The organism is Pedobacter sp. JY14-1 (assembly GCF_029269825.1).
Lineage (GTDB): Bacteria > Bacteroidota > Bacteroidia > Sphingobacteriales > Sphingobacteriaceae > Pedobacter.
Map to the genome: position 1 here is coordinate 1,146,185 of NZ_JARJHU010000001.1, position 14,161 is coordinate 1,160,345.

11 protein-coding genes and 1 tRNA gene are annotated in these 14,161 nt (G+C 45.7%); 6 read left to right on the forward strand and 6 right to left on the reverse strand.

The genetic code is table 11. The features are described from left to right. Nucleotides 1–148 precede the first annotated feature (148 nt). The 4 genes from P2W84_RS05035 to recA all read left to right on the forward strand — a co-directional run bounded on the left by P2W84_RS05035 (nucleotide 149) and on the right by recA (nucleotide 2,844). Complete coding sequence (locus P2W84_RS05035; RefSeq protein ID WP_276089014.1) at nucleotides 149–724, forward strand: sigma-70 family RNA polymerase sigma factor; 576 nt, start codon at nucleotides 149–151, stop codon at nucleotides 722–724. 61 nt (nucleotides 725–785) lie between these two features. Further along, on the forward strand, nucleotides 786–977 hold the full coding sequence (locus P2W84_RS05040) for a hypothetical protein (RefSeq protein WP_276089015.1): 192 nt from the start codon (nucleotides 786–788) through the stop codon (nucleotides 975–977). A 92-nt stretch (nucleotides 978–1,069) separates the two neighbouring features. Continuing rightward, on the forward strand, nucleotides 1,070–1,750 hold the full coding sequence (gene nth / locus P2W84_RS05045; protein ID WP_276089016.1) for an endonuclease III: 681 nt from the start codon (nucleotides 1,070–1,072) through the stop codon (nucleotides 1,748–1,750). Between the two features lie 80 nt (nucleotides 1,751–1,830). Continuing rightward, nucleotides 1,831–2,844 (forward strand): recombinase RecA, encoded by a 1,014-nt coding sequence (gene recA, locus P2W84_RS05050; protein ID WP_276089017.1) that lies wholly within the window; start codon nucleotides 1,831–1,833, stop codon nucleotides 2,842–2,844. A 47-nt stretch (nucleotides 2,845–2,891) separates the two neighbouring features. Here the strand turns inward: recA and P2W84_RS05055 are convergent, their stop codons facing one another. Both P2W84_RS05055 and tsaD read right to left on the reverse strand, forming a co-directional pair. Continuing rightward, complete coding sequence (locus tag P2W84_RS05055) at nucleotides 2,892–3,110, reverse strand: hypothetical protein (RefSeq protein ID WP_276089018.1); 219 nt, start codon at nucleotides 3,108–3,110, stop codon at nucleotides 2,892–2,894. An 11-nt stretch (nucleotides 3,111–3,121) separates the two neighbouring features. Then, nucleotides 3,122–4,123 (reverse strand): tRNA (adenosine(37)-N6)-threonylcarbamoyltransferase complex transferase subunit TsaD, encoded by a 1,002-nt coding sequence (tsaD, locus tag P2W84_RS05060; RefSeq protein ID WP_276089019.1) that lies wholly within the window; start codon nucleotides 4,121–4,123, stop codon nucleotides 3,122–3,124. 104 nt (nucleotides 4,124–4,227) lie between these two features. Between tsaD and P2W84_RS05065 the strand changes: the two genes are divergently transcribed. Then, nucleotides 4,228–8,625: a translocation/assembly module TamB domain-containing protein gene (locus P2W84_RS05065; RefSeq protein WP_276089020.1), complete on the forward strand. Its 4,398-nt coding sequence runs from the start codon at nucleotides 4,228–4,230 to the stop codon at nucleotides 8,623–8,625. Here the strand turns inward: P2W84_RS05065 and P2W84_RS05070 are convergent, their stop codons facing one another. The 3 genes from P2W84_RS05070 to P2W84_RS05080 form a co-directional block, all read right to left on the reverse strand. Further along, complete coding sequence (locus tag P2W84_RS05070) at nucleotides 8,626–9,837, reverse strand: bifunctional 3,4-dihydroxy-2-butanone-4-phosphate synthase/GTP cyclohydrolase II (RefSeq protein ID WP_276089021.1); 1,212 nt, start codon at nucleotides 9,835–9,837, stop codon at nucleotides 8,626–8,628. Between the two features lie 134 nt (nucleotides 9,838–9,971). Continuing rightward, a complete protein-coding gene (locus P2W84_RS05075) occupies nucleotides 9,972–11,399 on the reverse strand; it encodes an LptF/LptG family permease (protein ID WP_276089022.1) in 1,428 nt (475 codons plus the stop codon). 32 nt (nucleotides 11,400–11,431) lie between these two features. Next, on the reverse strand, nucleotides 11,432–11,812 hold the full coding sequence (locus P2W84_RS05080) for an START-like domain-containing protein (RefSeq protein ID WP_276089023.1): 381 nt from the start codon (nucleotides 11,810–11,812) through the stop codon (nucleotides 11,432–11,434). 107 nt (nucleotides 11,813–11,919) lie between these two features. Between P2W84_RS05080 and P2W84_RS05085 the strand changes: the two genes are divergently transcribed. Continuing rightward, nucleotides 11,920–11,993, forward strand: a tRNA-Met gene (locus P2W84_RS05085). A 65-nt stretch (nucleotides 11,994–12,058) separates the two neighbouring features. Here P2W84_RS05085 and P2W84_RS05090 read toward each other — a convergent pair. Next, complete coding sequence (locus P2W84_RS05090; RefSeq protein WP_276089024.1) at nucleotides 12,059–13,840, reverse strand: S8 family peptidase; 1,782 nt, start codon at nucleotides 13,838–13,840, stop codon at nucleotides 12,059–12,061. Nucleotides 13,841–14,161 lie beyond the last annotated feature (321 nt).

Consider the following 14,161-nt stretch of genomic DNA (forward strand, 5'->3'; position numbering starts at 1 on the left):
TAAATAAAAAATGCTTCTTTTGAAATTGAAACTTAAATATTATTCAACCAATATCACTAAAACCAATAGGAGAACAAGTATCGAAACAAACCTCTACTAAATATTTTTAGCAAGCAAAAGGCAAGGGAATTTAGTTATGGATACTCCTATGAAGTTTCAACAATATAACGATCAGGACTTGATAAAATTGTATCTTTCAGGTGATGAATCCGTTTTGGAGGAGTTGCTTAAGAGACACAAGTCTAAGATTTACACATCGATCTATCTGCTGGTGAAGGACCAGTATCTGGCGGAAGATATATTTCAGGATACATTTATTAAAGTGATCAATACGCTGCGTTCCGGGCGTTACAATGAGGAGGGTAAGTTTTTGCCCTGGGTAATGCGCATCGCGCACAACCTGGTGATCGACTTTTTCCGTAAGGAAAAGCGTGCGCCGATCATCACAAGTGCCGATGGCACTGATGTACTGAACCTGCTGCAGGTCTTCGAAGAAAGTGCAGAGGAAAGAATGCTCAGAGAACAGACTCACGCAGACCTGAGAGCCATGATCCAGCAGTTACCGGATGATCAAAAGGAAGTACTTATTATGCGGCATTACGGTGACCTTAGCTTTAAGGAAATTGCGGATCTGACGGGAGTGAGCATCAATACGGCACTGGGCCGGATGCGTTATGCCCTGAGCAATCTGAGAAAGATGATGAAAGTAAAGGAAGTATCATAATAAATCCCGCAGTGGCAGCGTTTATATGTTACTTAATCACCTAACAGATTGCTGCTTGCTTATGATGGAAACCTCTACTTCAATTAACAAATCAGATTACGAACAATCAGAAAAGCAGGAAATGCTGGCGACAGAACTGGACACCAGGGACCGTGCTTTCTATGAAAGCATTAAAGCCCAGCTGGACGGCTTGAAGAAAAGCCCTTCCGAAGACACGATCAGCAGGATACTTGCGTATTCGAAAGCTAAATGAATGTGCCGACAGATAGTCTCGTAACTTAAGGAAACTAAGGCTGCCCCCGGGGGGCAGCTTTTTTTATTTTCCTGATTTGGCTATGTTTGTCCATGCTCAGAAAAGAACGGTATGACCGGTTCGTGGCGCATTTTGCGATGAAACAGCCGGATGCGGAAACAGAACTTCACTACAGTAACCCCTTCCAGCTGCTGATGGCAGTGATCTTGTCGGCGCAATGCACAGATAAGCGCATTAACCAGGTAACTCCTGCACTGTTCCAGCGTTTTCCGACACCGGAGCATCTTGCAGAAGCAACACCTGACCTTGTATTTGATTACATCAGAAGCGTGAGTTACCCTAATAATAAGTCAAAACACCTGGTGGGTATGGCGAAGATGCTGGTAGAGGATTTCAACGGTGAAGTGCCTTCAGATGTAACGCAACTGCAGAAATTGCCGGGTGTCGGCCGGAAAACGGCAAATGTAATTGCTTCTGTAGTATACCACGCCCCGGCTATGGCGGTAGACACTCATGTGTTCAGGGTAGCCAACCGCATCGGCCTGACTACAGGTAAAACTCCGCTGGCAGTGGAAAAAGACCTGGTAAAAAACCTGCCCGAAGATATTATCCATATTGCACACCACTGGCTGATCCTGCACGGAAGGTATGTCTGCGTGGCGAGATCACCGAAGTGCGGAATTTGTGAGATTACAGGTTTTTGTAAGTATTTCCAAAAGACTGAGAAACAAGCTAAAAAAATTAGTGAACCTGACATGACGGATAAAAAATAACCGGCCACTATTTGGAATTTAACTTTTGATTTACATATATTTGCTAACACAATTAGCAAAAGACATTTATCTATATTACAATGAGCGCAAACGCGGAAAAATTAAAAGCATTGCAACTTACGCTGGATAAGTTGGAAAAATCCTATGGCAAGGGAACGGTCATGAAACTGGGAGACAACGCCGTGGAGCCGATTGAGGCCATCTCTACCGGATCTATCAGCCTGGACATTGCACTGGGGATAGGTGGCGTACCCAAAGGCAGGATCATTGAGATCTATGGCCCTGAATCTTCCGGTAAAACAACACTGGCTACGCACATCATCGCAGAAGCGCAGAAAAAAGGCGGGCTTGCGGCAATCATCGACGCAGAACATGCCTTTGATAAAGTATATGCAAAGAAACTGGGTGTAGATGTGGATGACCTGCTGATCTCACAGCCGGACAACGGAGAACAGGCCCTGGAAATTGCAGACAACCTGATCCGCTCGGGAGCGATCGACGTGATCGTGATCGACTCTGTAGCAGCACTGGTACCCAAGGCAGAGATTGAGGGCGAAATGGGCGATTCAAGAATGGGGCTTCAGGCGAGACTGATGTCGCAGGCGCTGCGTAAGCTGACCGGAACGATCTCCAAGACCGGATGCTGCTGTATCTTCATCAACCAGCTAAGGGAAAAGATAGGGGTCATGTTTGGTAATCCGGAAACGACTACAGGCGGAAATGCCCTGAAATTCTATGCTTCGGTAAGGCTGGATATCCGCAGGACCTCGCAAATCAAGGATTCGGACGACGTATCCGGAAACAGAGTTAAGGTGAAGATCGTAAAAAATAAAGTAGCCCCTCCCTTCCGTCTGGCCGAGTTTGACATTATGTTCGGTGAGGGCATTTCGAAGACCGGGGAGATCATCGACCTGGGCGTTGATTTCAATATCATCAAGAAGGCAGGATCGTGGTTCTCCTATGGTGACACGAAACTCGGACAGGGCAGGGATGCCGTCAAGCAACTGCTGCTCGACAATCCTGAACTTGCCGAAGAGATCGAAACCAAGATCAGGGAAGAAGTAACTGGTGAAAAGCTCGAAGACAGGGAATAACCTGCTGTAAAAGCGATCATAAAAAGACAGGCCTTCGCCTGTCTTTTTTATTTATAGCTGGGCCCGCTTTTCTGAATGACGCCGTTTTGCTTTTCCATGAAGTTGGCATCAAACTTCACAATCGCAACGATAGCGATGATGGCCATCATAATCAGCACAAAAATACCTATATAACTTCTTTTTTTATCTTTCTGGAGCAACCAGGCCACGAACAGCAATAGTGGCAGCAGCATCAAACCAAAAAATATCCAGCTCATTGTTCCCATATCATTATCTTTTAAAATTCCATTCTCGCCAGAGGAGCTACGTCCTGCCCGACAAAGTCCTGTTTCAAATATTTATAGTGTGCCGCGATGGCGATCATTCCCGCGTTGTCCGTGCAATACTGAAAAGCGGGAATGTAAATATTCCAGCCTAATTCAGTTGCCGTTTCCTGCAATGCACCCCTTAAGCCACTGTTTGCAGATACGCCTCCTGCAATGGCAATTTCCTTGATTCCGTATTGCTTAGCTGCTTTCTTTAATTTGTTAAGCAGGATGTTGATGATGCTGTATTGCACGGAGGCACAAATGTCATCCAGATTCCTCACTGTAAATTCAGGATCTGCCTTCTCCTGGTCCCTGATGAAATAAAGAATAGAAGTCTTAAGGCCACTAAAGCTGTAGTCAAGATCTTTGATCTGAGGTTCTCCGAATTTATAGGCCAGCGGATTACCCGTCCGGGCATGTTTGTCAATAAGCGGCCCTCCGGGATAAGGCAGGTTAAGTATCTTTGCCGTCTTGTCAAAGGCTTCACCTGCGGCATCGTCAAGAGTTTCCCCTACAATCTCCATATCGAAATGACTGCTGACCAGCACGATCTGTGTATGGCCTCCCGATACCGTAAGGCACAAAAACGGAAATGAAGGCTTGGGCTCATCGATAAAATGTGCAAGAATGTGTGCTTGCATATGATTAACAGAGATGAGCGGCAAGCTCAGGGCCAGGGCAAAGGACTTGGCAAAAGAAACGCCGACCAGAAGGGAACCCAGCAGTCCGGGCCCCTGGGTAAATGCTACTGCACTGAGATCAGACCTGGTAACACCGGCATCTTTGAGCGCCTGATGCACCACGGGCACGATATTCTGCTGGTGCACGCGGGAAGCCAGCTCGGGGATCACCCCCCCATAATTTTGATGAATTGTTTGGTTTGCAATAACATTGGCCGTAATTTTGTCGTTATTACAGATGGCAACCGAAGTTTCGTCGCAGGAAGATTCTATGGCAAGTATTACAGGCACGTCGTTCACGATTATTAGGCTACAAAATTATTAAAAAACTATTAAAAATACTGCTTTGGTTGGTAGCAGCAGTTTTTATACTGCTCTGCATACTCATTTTCTCATTGCAATTCAAACCGGTACAGACCTTTGTGGCCAAGCGGGCAGCAGCATACCTGTCAGAAGAATTGAATACAAAGATATCGCTGACCGGTCTCTACATTAAACCTTTCAAGTCCGTAGTGCTGGAAAACCTGCTGGTACTTGATTTACAAAAGGACACTTTACTGAATACTCCCGAATTTATAGTGGACATTAACCGCTTTTCACTGAAGAAACGGGTCATGAACATCAATACAGTACAGATCAATAACGGCACTTTTTACCTTAAATCGTATAAGAACAGATCATCCAACCTGGATTTCATCATTGATTACTTTGACTCGGGCACATCATCGCCTAAAACAAGAAGCAAGCCTTTCGAAATCGGGCTTAAACGGGTGATCATCAATAATTTTGATTTCAGATACAAGAACTACAGAGTGGATACCGTCATTAAAGGTATAAATTTTGACGACGTCCATATGAAAGACTTTAACGGGATCTTTGAAGGGCTTAACACAAAGGATCACCTGTTCCAGGCGAACATCAAGAACCTCAGCTTCCGCGAAAAAAGCGGCTTCTACCTGAAGAACCTTTCCGCGGTGACCACGGTAGACAGCAACAGCATTGAACTTCAGAAGCTGATGCTGGTTACCGAAAAGAGCCGCCTGTCTGATTATTTCAGGATGCGCTTTAACAGATACAGGGACTTCAGGGATTTTGAAAACAAAGTGCGTATGAAGGCCAGTTTCAGGAACAGCTTCATTTCATCGAAGGATGTGGCCTATTTTGCACCGGAACTGAATGATATGAAGCTGGAACTGGAAGTAGACGGACAGATAACTGGTCTGGTCAACAACCTGAAAGCAAAGAAACTTCTGGTAAAGGCGGGCAAGGCGACTTATATTAAAGGAGATTTTTCGATACGTGGCCTTCCGGTCTGGCGGGAAACGTTCATGGATTTCAAGATTGAGATGGCCGGCACCAACAAAACAGACCTGGACGAAATTGTAAGCGGCATTTCAGGAAAAAAAGGAAAACAAATCCCCGAAATCATTTCAAAGTTCGGTAATGTAAACTTTAACGGCTCATTTACAGGCTTCCAGAATGACTTCATTGCCTATGGTGAGTTTAAAACGAAACTGGGGAGGCTGGCATCAGATGTCAATATGAAAATTGACAAGCAGGGCGTTCCTTCTTACACAGGTACCGTAAAGACCTATGACTTTGATCTGGGTACACTGGTGAACGAACCGCTTTTGGGACGGCTAAGCTCCTCCCTGGCCATAAAGGGCCGGGGCACAGAAGTAAAGCATATGAATGAAGTCCTGAACGGGGACATTGCTTATATCGACTTCAACAAATACCGGTACCGCAATGTGAAGATCGACGGGACTTTTAATAAAAAATATTTTGACGGCAGTTTAAAGATCAATGATAAAAATGTCAGACTGGTATTTGACGGTGGGGTAAACCTGAACCCGGCACTTCCCGTATTTAATTTCAAGGCAGAGATCAATAGCGCCAAACTGAAGGCCCTCAACCTCTATAAGGACTCACTCATGGTAGATGCAAAATTCGCGACGAATTTTTCAGGGACCAATCTGAACAACATACAAGGTCAGCTGATGATCAGTCAGATCCGGCTGGACAATGTGAAAGGGGTGTATCATATCGATTCCGTAAGACTGGAGGCCGCGGGCACGGGACAGGACAGGACCCTGGCCATCCATTCAGACGTGCTGGAGGCGAGTGTTACCGGGCAGTATGACCTGAACACCATACCTTCCTATTACAAGGCGCTGGCCAGAAAGTACATTCCTTCCATGCAGATGCAAGTCTGGCCCTACGGCAAACAGAAGTTCCAGTTTAACCTGAAGATCAAGCGTTTTGAGCCAATCGCACAATTGGTGGCACCAGGCCTGCAGATAGAGAACCAGGCTGCATTCACCGGAAATTTTGATTCAGAACAAAATATAGCGACAGTAAACGGCTTCATTAAGAAGCTGAAGTACGGGGGTATGACGGTGAACAACATCATTCTTGACGAAAACACGTCTGCCGGTCAGCTCCAGGCAATCGTGACCTCCGACCGGGTAGATATCAACGATAGTCTGTTCATTAAAAACGTGAACATTTCCAATATCCTGCGCAACGATAGTCTTGCGCTTAACATGAAACTGGCAGATGCTGAAGATGCCAACCAGCTGGACCTGAACGGACTGGTGGAGTTTGCAAAAGACACTACGGCAAAGATCAGCATTTTGCCTTCGATCCTGAAGATCAATAATGAGGACTGGAAGATACAGGAAAAGGTAAACATCAACTTTCAGGGCGGCAAGACGAACATTGACAATTTTGATCTGAGCAACGGCGACCAGATGATAACGGTGGACGGTATAGTTTCAGGTGAAAAAGATGATTTACTGCAAGTTGGCTTTAAGAACTTCAGCCTGAAAAGCCTGAATCCCTTTATGAAGGGTTTTGGCGTGCAGCTGGCAGGGCATCTGAATGGAAAAACCCGGATGTACAGCGTGTTGAAGTCACCAAGAATATCAGACAGCATCAGTGTAGATTCACTGACGTTTAATGATACCTATATCGGCAGGCTCACAGATACGTCTTCTTATGATCCGTCGCTTAAAATGGCCGGCATACATACGAAGATCGTTGCAGACAACAGAGAAACCCTTAATGTGCTGGGCAACCTGGATTTCGACAAGAGGGAAATTGACCTGGGGGTAAAGCTGGATAAAACTGAGCTCACCGTACTGGAACCATTGTTGAATAACCTGGTTTCCGATCTGAAGGGGCATGTTTCCGCAGACCTTACGGTAAAGGGGGCGCTGGACAAACCGGAGATCAACGGCGATATTTCTTTTGACCAGGGCAGAATGACGATCAACTACCTGAAAACAACTTATACGCTGAATGATGATGTAAGCGTAAACAACAGTGTGATCAGGCTGGATGAACTAAAGCTCCAGGATACAGAGGGCCACGAGGCAGTGGCAAGCGGATCTGTCGACCTTAACGACATCAACAACCCAACCCTGGACGTTACCGTAAATGCGCAGAATTTCATGGCCCTCAACACAACCCAGAAAGACAACGCAGTATATTTCGGCAGGGCATATGGAACAGGCACCTTTAAGTTTAAGGGGCCCACGAATAACATTTTCATCGATATTGATGCAAAAACGGAAGAGGGAACTGTGTTCAACCTGCCGCTTAACAATTCAGAAACAGTTACCAGCAAGGATTTCATTACGTTTGTCAGCAAGGATACCGCAAAGGTCGTAAAACGCCAGACCAGCTTTGACGGCCTGACGATGAACCTCAAACTGAGCGTAGATGCAAACAGTACAGCCAATATCTTTACTTCCCTGGGCAACCTGAGCGGAAAAGGCTATTCAAAGAACCTGGAGCTGAACATCAACAGTCAGGGTGATTTCGAAATGACCGGCGACTATATCATAGAGTCAGGAAGTTTTGACTTTACCGCACAGGAGGTCATCAATAAGAAGTTTACCATCAGACAGGGCGGTACGATCAGGTGGACGGGCAACCCTTCTGCCGCGCAGATCAACCTGAAAGCAATCTATGCGGTAAGGGCCAGCCTCTCCGACCTTTATACAGCCGCCAACCGTGAAGCGGTGGGCAATACAAACCCTAGCGAACGGGTCTTGACAGAAGTAGAAATGGGATTGAGCGGATTATTGCTCCAGCCGGAGATCAAACTGGATATTTTCTTTCCATCCAACCCTTCGATCAAAGAGGACATGCAGTCTTATTTCAGCGACGAAAACAACAGGTCTTTACAGGCGCTCAGCCTGATCATCCGAAGAAGTTTCGCACCGGGCACCGGCAGGGAAGACTTCGGTAAACAGCTGACTTCCGGTGTCGCCAGTACTGCGACCGAATTGCTGTTCAACCAGTTCAACAATGTGCTCTCTTCCCTGAACCTCAACTTTGTCGACATCAATATCCGCTCGCTGAACGAAGCCAATGCCTCTTTCCGCTTTTTCAACAACAGGGTGGTCCTCAATGCAGGTATTGTAGACAGAAGAAGTACCAATGACTTATCATTTGGTTTCAACAGCAACAATTTCGGCGGAGAAGTAGAATTGCTTACGCTGATCAAGAAGGACGGAAGCCTGGTGGGCAAACTGGCAAATAAACCCCCTACCCAACAGTCCAACTTCCTGACTGCGCTCAATCAGACCAATAACGTCACTTCACTTGGCCTGATCTATACGCAGCAGTTTGACAGCTTCTCCGAGTTTCTGAAACGCATCACCGGCCAGCACCAAAAGGAGCAAAAAAAGAAAGCGGAAGAAAAGTCTTCGTCCGCTGAAAAGAAAGTAGCTCCAAACAAGGAAGCAGTAATTATCGACAATAAGAAGAACAGGAAAAGGTAATCAGCCTTTCATGATCTGATGCCCCATCTTGTCGCGTTTTGTTTTAAGATAAACTTCATTATGAACATTGCTGGCAATCTCAATAGGAACATTTTCCACGATCTCCAGTCCGTAGCCGATAAGGCCGGCCCGCTTCATAGGGTTGTTGGACATCAGTCTCATTTTGGTAACACCCTGCGCACGAAGTATTTGAGCGCCAACACCATAATCACGTTCGTCACCCTTGAACCCTAATTTAATATTGGCCTCTACGGTATCAAAGCCGGCATCCTGAAGGTTGTAAGACCTGAGTTTGTTGATCAGGCCTATCCCCCTTCCCTCCTGGTTCATGTAAACAATAACCCCTTTCCCCTCTTTGTGGATCATCTCCATTGCTTTATGGAGCTGAGGGCCGCAGTCGCACCGGCAGGAGCCAAAGATATCGCCGGTTACACACGAGCTGTGCACCCGCGTTAGCACAGGTTCGTCTTCTGTCCATTCACCTTTGCTGATGGCAAGATGGGTAGCGTTGTTATCGATCTGGGTATAGGCCGTCATCTTAAAATCACCCCAGGCTGTGGGCAGGTTGATCGTAACTTCCTGCCGGATCAGACTTTCCTTACATAACCTGTAAGCGATCAGGTCTTTTATGGAAATGATCTTCAGCTGATGCTGCGCAGCAATCTTGATCAGGTCAGGCAATCTGGCCATTTCTCCGTCTTCCTTCAGTATCTCTACAAGCACGCCCGCCGGCTCCATTCCCGCAAGCCTGGCGAGGTCTACTGCAGCCTCTGTATGACCGGAACGACGGAGTACGCCCCCTTCTTTTGCCCTTAGCGGAAAAATATGACCAGGACGCCCAAGCTCTGCGGGATCGGTCTTTGGATTGATCAGCGCCATAATGGTCTTGGACCGGTCCGAAGCAGATATTCCGGTAGTACATCCGTGGCCCAGCAGATCTACAGAAACCGTAAAATTGGTTTCATAAGCCGCGGTATTTTTTCCCACCATTGACTCCAGCCCCAATTCATCACAACGCTCTTCAGTAAGCGGTGCACAAATTAGCCCCCTTCCGTAAGTGGCCATGAAATTAATGACTTCCGGTGAAGCGTTTGCTGCGGCAGTCAGGAAATCACCCTCATTTTCCCGGTCCTCATCGTCTACAACAATAATAACCTTGCCCGCTTTTATATCCGCAACAGCATCTTCTATTGCATCCAGTTTAATTTCCATTTTTATGAATCTAAAACAGCTCCGGACGTTCCCTGAAAAACTGTTAATACAAACACAAAGTTACAATGTAATCGCTCAATTTATGATATTTAAAATATCATAAATAAGTAATGATGGCAACAGGGAGTCTCCTGCTACAGGCTTTTCCTTTTTCTCTTAAACAGATTGACAAAAAATTGTCTGAAATATTCCACATCAAATAAGGCAGAATCTACAGTGGCCTTATAGGTTAAAAACGCCCCAAGCGGAGAAAGCAGAAAAATAGCCAGCCACATTCCGAAAAAGGAGCGGAGCGAACCCGTAGTTGCCGACTTTTCCGCCACCGTAGCAATGATGTGGTATAACAGAAAGAACACGATGGCCATGACTACCGGCAGGCCAAGTCCGCCCTTTCTGATGATGGCGCCAAGCGGAGCGCCGATAAAAAAAAGCAGCAGGCAAGAAGCAGCCAGTGTAAACTTACGCTGGTATTCCAGATCTACCCTGATGATGCTTCTCGTCTTGTCATCATAGTCTCCTGTCCGGGAAGCTACCGTCTGCAAAATGGTGCCGGCATTATCCTCTGCGGCCTGCAGCGCCATGAGCCGCTGTGCTTTAGGTATTTCTTTCAGCAGATCTCCCTTTATCGGCCTTGCCGCTGTCCGTTCTCTTGTGTATCCTTTGGTATAGTTATTCTGCTTATAGTAACTGCCGATGTTCACCGCTGCAAACTTGTTAATGCTGTCCAGGTCTTTCCGGAGTGAATCTCCCTTCTTCCTGAGCCCCTTGAGGTTCAGCATCGCGGTATTGTTACGGAAATCCTGTTCGTCGGTCCTGACCATCTTGAAACTGGAAATATCAAACTTCTGGTCGGTCTCAGAAAACCTCATCCTGGTCAGCTCTTGTCTCGGGTTACTGTAGTTGTCCCTGCCTCCGGACTCCTCGTACCTCACCCCGTCCTTCAGTTTAAGAAAGAGATATTGGTCATTGCTCGACATTTTCCCTTCCTTTGCAAGTATTACCTTGGCAATACCATTGGTACTGGTATGGTCGTAAATGATGACGTTATACAAAGAAGTCCCATCGTCGCCTTTTTTGTCTACGCGTATAGCGTACCCGGGTATACTGCTGTTAAAAACACCAGGCTTTATAAGAAAAGAAAGTTTTTTATTGGTAATGTCCCAAAGCAGCGAACCAAACTTCAGATTCGCTTTGGGCAATATATAATCAGAGAAGAGGAAGGAACTTATTGCGATCCCAACGATCAGTACCAACAGTGGCGTCATTGCCTTCTGGAGCGAAACCCCTGCAGATTTGATCGCCACAAGTTCGTAGTTCTCGCCCAATGTTCCGAATGTCATAATAGAAGACAAAAGAATGGACAAAGGCAGCGCCATAGAAACATTGGCTGCGGAAGCATAATACATCAGCTCCAGGATCACGTACCATTCAAATCCCTTTCCGATGAGATCATCTACGTACTTGAATAAAAAGAGCATAAGCAGGATGAACATCACAATAAAGAAAGTGACGAAGAAAGGACGTATGAATGCTTTGATCAGAAGTAAGTGTATCTTTTTCAACAAGGCAAATTTACGCAAAGCATTTAAAAAACTTATGCCCCCAATACACTGTGCAGGTAACCGATCTGGTTATCCCAGATCTTTTTCCGCTCGGCTATGGTCTCATCAGTGGCAAAATCAGTAATGGCCAGTGCCACGTCATTCGTAAGCTCATCCTGGATGATCTCCATTTCAAAGTAACAATGGGGCTCATCCTCAACCCACTTAAATTTCACAGACTTGTTTTCCTTGACACTCAACAGCTTTGCCTGCTGCACTTCGTCGTCCCAGGAGAATGTATAAATCTGGTCCCTGAAGATTACATCGTCAGCGAACCACTGAGACAAACCATTCGGCTCACTGATAAAGCTGAACAAAATACGCGGAGATGATTTCAGTTCGTATTCCAATGTAAACTTTTTCTTTTCTGACATTACTTGAGACTGGCTTTTTTTGAATTAATCGGGCTATTTTTTTTACTATTTGTTTCTAAAGAAAAGTAATTTATTCTATATTTGCAACTCTTTAAAAACAAGATTTTGGCGGGGTAGCTCAGATGGTTAGAGCGTAGGATTCATAACCCTAAGGTCGGCAGTTCGATCCTGCTCCCCGCTACTAAAAAAGCCGGTTTAAACCGGCTTTTTTATTGCGATGCCCTTTCCTGCCCGACTAAAAAAAGATCACTTGGAAACAGCATAACTATCTGCTAGTTTCAGGGCCTCATAAGCATTTACAACCCCTCCGCTTATACAAAGTTCAGAAAAAGGCACCCTTGTATTTTCCCCTTTATCATTTACAAGCTTTACCTTCTGTCTTACCTTTACCACAGATTTCATAATGATTTCCCGGACCTGGGCAGGTGTCAGTTCAGGATAGTATGACAGGATAAGGGCTGCAAGCCCCGACACAACCGGAGCGGCCATACTTGTTCCGTCAAACTCCTTGTATTTAGACTCAGGGACTGTTGAATTGATCATAAATCCCGGCGCAAAGACATCAACAGTATGCTTTCCGTAATTAGAAAAAGAAGCTTTTAATTCTGCATCATTTGCATAGGCACTTGCTCCTACCTCAATCCAGTTCTCTGCATGCGGGAAGGCAAACCTGGTCGTATCCATAGGCTTTGGTTTGATGGTTGCCCCCACAGGCCTGCCCATCGGGCCGTACCTGGAATTCATCCTTTGCTGCTGTTGCTTTTCCAGGTTAGCCCTGTCCAGCAGTTCCTTCAGGTCAGCCGCCTTCTTCTCCTTTTCATACGCTATCGACTCCGGCGTTTCATAGTACTTATTGGGGAAATTGTCAGCAATGTCATTATTTGAATTGTCATTCCCCGCGGCATGCACTAAAAGTACACCCTTTTGTGCCGCATAGCGTACGGCTTCATCGACAATTTTCTTATCCCATTTAAAGCTTTTCCCAAAACTCATATTGATGATCTTAGCACCATTGTCCACTGCATAGCGGATACCGTTGGCTACGTCCTTGTCCCGCTCGTCACCCTCAGGTACCACTCTTATCGCCATGATCCTCACATTGTCGGCAATCCCGTCGATCCCGATTCCGTTGTTCCTTTTCGCGGCAATGATACCAGACACATGCGAACCGTGATCGGCATTCGGCCCTTTAACATCATTATTTCCATAATTACGTTCGTGCGCGTCCTCATAATGATCACCGACCAGTTCTTTCCGCTGGTCGTAGTTCATATTCAGATTATATTTTAGCATCACTTCGAGCTGCTTGTAAGCATCCTTCATTTCTTCATGGAATTTATCCATTCCATCCTTACGCGCATTTTTAATAATATATTTAAGGTAGTACTCTTCCTCTTCATCTCCGGGCGCATATTTCTCAAAATCAGCCAATGCAGGTACAGTTTTGCCCGTCGCCCTGGAAACCGAATCCAACAGGGTTACAATCCTGCTGACATAACTAAAACTCCGTTCGGCTTCATTGTATTTTTTACCAAACTCAGCGGTCACCTTTTTATAGCGGGCAAAATCCTCCTTGTCCGCGCTATCCAGCTTCGTCAGCTGCGTAGTTGACACAAAGCGCGGTTCCAGTACCTTTCTTATCCGTACCAGCTCCAGATTATCGTAGGCCAGATTCCCGTTCCTGGAACCTATAAAATTCCAGCCATATACATCGTCAACATAGCCGTTTTGGTCTTCGTCAATTCCATTGCCGGCGATCTCCCGCTTGTTGATCCAAATAACGTCCTTTAAGTCTTCGTGCCGAACGTCTACTCCACCATCGATCACAGCTACGATCACTTCCTGCTTCGGTTTTCTACCGGCAAGCAACTCCTTATACGCTTTCTCTGTACTTATACCAAAATAGCCATTTTGCTGTAAATCCAGATTGTACCAATTAGCAGGTAGCTTTACATCCTTATTCTGTGCAAAGGATGATAAACTGATCAGCGTGAAAAGTATATAAGAGAAAAATCTGTTAAACTTCATATATCCAGGTATTGCAAAATAAACGTAACGTAAAACACAATATTACGGTTTTATCAAAAGCAAATCCCCTATTTAGCATATTTTAACAATGTTTAGCGACCAGAAGGTATCCATGTCTTCGGAGAGAAGCCCGGATGAAGATTACCTTAAAATGGCCAATGAAATTACAGCCCATTATTCTGCATGAATCCGGGCGGCAGTGTATACGGGGGCATTTAAGGCGGATAAGCGTAATTGGGTTGGGTATAAAACAAGAAACCCCTGCAGCATTGCTGCAAGGGTTCTTTAAGATTGGGCACCGACCTACTCTCCCACGTGTTA